Genomic DNA, 576 nt, shown 5'->3' with positions numbered 1-576 from the left:
ATCCTTCGCCCCACCAAAAATTTCGTGGCACAGATAGTACCTGATAAGGCTGAAAAACGCACCTAATGAATCATAGTAAAGCATGATTTAAAAAGGCTGGGACATAGCCCAGCCTTCTTTGAAAGAGATTAGAACGCTACGTCTAACCCTAACCAGTAACGACGTCCATCTTCGACGTACCCATATTCTTTGTAGTTGATGTCTTCATCGAACAGGTTGTAAATCGCACCTTTGATCTTGGTGTTATCCGTCAACTGATACGTTACGCCGGCATCTACAAACGTATAAGCAGGTTCAACGATGCTGTTGCGTGATGGGCCAGTGACCGGATCCATTTCTTTGCCTCGGTAGGTCACTTTCGTCCAACTCTCTAGGTTGTCTGTTGTTTGCCAAGTGACATCAACATTAAACAGATGCTTTGGAAGTTGCTGAAGTGGCATGCCTTTGTATTCACCCGTTTTTTGCTCCGAGTCGGTAAAGGTATAGCTTGAGCTTAAGTAGATAGTCTCGGTTAGTGGTTTCGCCAACGTTGCTTCTACACCCTGAGTAACAGCTTCATCCACATTAATGCGGTAA

Annotated in this window: 1 protein-coding gene; it reads right to left on the bottom strand. The window is 44.6% G+C overall.

Annotation, left to right across the window (positions count from 1 at the left end; translation table 11 throughout):
* Positions 1 to 128: 128 nt before the first annotated feature.
* On the bottom strand, positions 129 to 576 hold a 448-nt coding region (locus R7Z77_RS27225; RefSeq protein WP_318137288.1), incomplete at its 5' end, for a TonB-dependent receptor domain-containing protein.

The sequence above is a fragment of the Vibrio sp. 1401 genome (assembly GCF_033340295.1).
This window is presented reverse-complemented; position numbering and strand designations above follow the sequence as displayed.